Raw genomic sequence first — 2,701 nt, forward strand, 5'->3', positions numbered from 1 at the left:
CGGCGGTCCCCCTCCCCATTGCTTCGCAACAGGGCGGATGAGAAGTTAGAATGCCTTAATCCTCCCTGTCCCGCAGGGATGGGGAGGGGGACCGCCCGCACAGCGGGTGGTGGAGGGGGCCAAGCGCAAACGAAAAAGGCCGATGCTTTCGCACCGGCCCCTTCGTTCAGCCTGACGGCGCGATCACATGTGGATCGGCTTGCCCGTCACGGCCATCGCCGCTTCCTTGATCGCTTCCGAGTGGGTCGGGTGCGCGTGGCAGGTGTAGGCGATGTCTTCCGAGGTCGCGCCGAATTCCATGGCCTGCGCGACCTGTGCGATCATCGTGCCCGCCACCGAGGCGATGCACCACACACCGAGCACGCGGTCGGTCTCGGCATCGGCGATGACCTTCACGAAGCCATCGGGCTCGTGGTTGGTCTTGGCGCGCGAGTTCGCCAGCATCGGGAACTTGCCGACCTTGATCGCACCGCGCTCCTTGGCGGCTTCCTCGGTCAGGCCTACGCCCGCGATCTCGGGCTGGGTGTAGACCACGCCCGGGATGACGTCGTGGTTCACGATGCCGGTCAGGCCCGCGATGTTCTCGGCGACGGCGATGCCTTCGTCCTCGGCCTTGTGCGCGAGCATCGGGCCGGGGATCACGTCGCCGATCGCCCAGACGCCGTCCACCTTGGTGGCGAAGTCGTGGTCGGTCTCGATCTGCGCGCGGGCGTTCAGCTCAAGGCCGATGTTGCCGAGGCCGAGGCCTTCGGTGTTGGGACGGCGGCCGATCGAGACGAGGACGACGTCGGCCTCGATCACTTCGGCGTCACCACCCTTGGCGGGCTCGACGGTGACCTTGGCGCTCTTGCCCCCATTCACTTCGGCCACGGTCACGCCGGTGACCTTGGTGCCGAGCTTGAGGGCCATGCCCTGCTTCTTGAAGATCTTGGCAGCTTCCTTGCGGACGTCGCCATCCATGCCGGGGAGCAGCTGGTCGAGGAATTCGACCACGGTGACTTCCGCGCCGAGACGACGCCACACCGAGCCCAGTTCCAGGCCGATCACGCCGCCGCCGATGACGACCATCTTCTTCGGCACCGAAGCCAGTTCCAGCGCGCCGGTGGAGTCAACCACCACGCCGCCTTCGTTGTCGATCTCGACGCCCGGGAGCGGGGTGACCGACGAGCCGGTGGCGATGACGATGTTCTTGGCGGTCACGGTTTTGCCCGCGACCTCGACGCTGTGCGCGTCCTTGAACTGGGCGTAGCCCTTCAGCCAGTCGACCTTGTTCTTCTTGAACAGGAACTCGATGCCGCCGGTCAGGCCCTTGATCGCGTCGAGGCGCTGGCCCTGCATGGTGGGCAGGTCGAGTTCGGGGGTCACCTTGATGCCCATCGCGGCCATCGCGCCGCCCTTGGCCGCCTCGAAGTATTCCGAAGCGTGGAGCAGGGCCTTCGAGGGGATACAGCCGACGTTGAGGCAGGTGCCGCCCAGCGTCTCGCGCCCTTCGGCGCAGGCGGTCTTCAGGCCCAGCTGCGCCGCGCGGATCGCCGCGACATAACCGCCGGGGCCGGCACCGATGACAAGGACGTCGTAGTCGTAATCAGCCATTGTAGGCCTCCTCACGCTCGTGCTTCGCACAATCAGTCACGAGCGGTAATAATCGTTTCAGCGCAAGTGAAAACCCCGCCCGACCAGAGTTCGGGGCGGGCGGGGCTTGTCAGTCTCAAAGGTCGATCAGCAGACGGGTGGGGTCTTCGATCGCTTCCTTGATGGTCTTGAGCGCGGTGACCGCCTCGCGGCCGTCGATCAGGCGGTGGTCGTAGGACAGCGCGATGTACATCATCGGGCGGATCACGATCTCACCGTTGCGGACCACAGCGCGGTCCTCGATGCGGTGGAGGCCCAGCACCGCCGACTGCGGCGGGTTGATGATCGGGGTGGACATCAGGCCACCGAACACGCCGCCGTTCGAGATGGTGAAGGTGCCGCCGGCCATGTCGGCCATGGTCAGCGTGCCTTCCTTGGCCTTCTTGCCGAAGTTCGCGATGGCCTTCTCGATGCCGGCGAAGCCCAGCTTGTCGCAGTCCTTGACGACCGGGACGACGAGGCCGTTCGGGGCCGAGACCGCGATCGAGATGTCGACGTAGTCGTGGTAGACGATCTGGTCGCCGTCGATCTGCGCGTTGACGGCCGGGATGTCCTTCAGCGCCAGGACCGAAGCCTTGGCGAAGAACGACATGAAGCCCAGCTTGATGCCGTGCTTCTTCTGGAACACGTCCTTGTACTTTTCACGCGCCTCGATGACGGCCGACATGTCGACGTCGTTGAAGGTGGTGAGGAGGGCGGCGTTGTCCTGCGCGGACTTGAGGCGCTTGGCGATCGTCTGGCGCAGGCGCGTCATCTTCACGCGCTCTTCGCCGCGTGCGGCGGGAGCAGCGGCAGCAGCCGGAACCGAAGCGGCCGGCGCCGAGGCGGCAGGCTTGTTCTTGGCGGCTTCGAGGACGTCGTCCTTGGTGATGCGGCCGTCCTTGCCGGTGCCCTTGATCGACGCGGGGTCGATGCCGTGCTCCAGGATCGCGCGGCGCACGGCCGGCGAGAGGACCGATGCACCGGCCGAGGCTTCGTCAGCCGCAGGAGCGGCTGCGGGAGCCGGGGTCGGGGCAGGTGCCGAGGCGGCGGGAGCCGCAGCGGCGGGCTTGGCGGCTGCGGGAGCGCC

At 66.7% G+C, this 2,701-nt stretch carries 2 protein-coding genes; both read right to left on the reverse strand.

Annotated elements, in window-relative coordinates:
• Positions 1-183 precede the first annotated feature (183 nt).
• Positions 184-1,593, reverse strand: a complete 1,410-nt coding sequence (gene lpdA / locus ACYPYD_RS20790; RefSeq protein ID WP_459665246.1) for a dihydrolipoyl dehydrogenase — start codon at positions 1,591-1,593, stop codon at positions 184-186.
• Between the two features lie 115 nt (positions 1,594-1,708).
• Positions 1,709-2,701 (reverse strand): 2-oxoglutarate dehydrogenase complex dihydrolipoyllysine-residue succinyltransferase (odhB, locus tag ACYPYD_RS20795; protein ID WP_459665248.1); only part of this gene is annotated, 993 nt, incomplete at its 5' end.

This window comes from Novosphingobium sp. 11B (assembly GCF_054589055.1).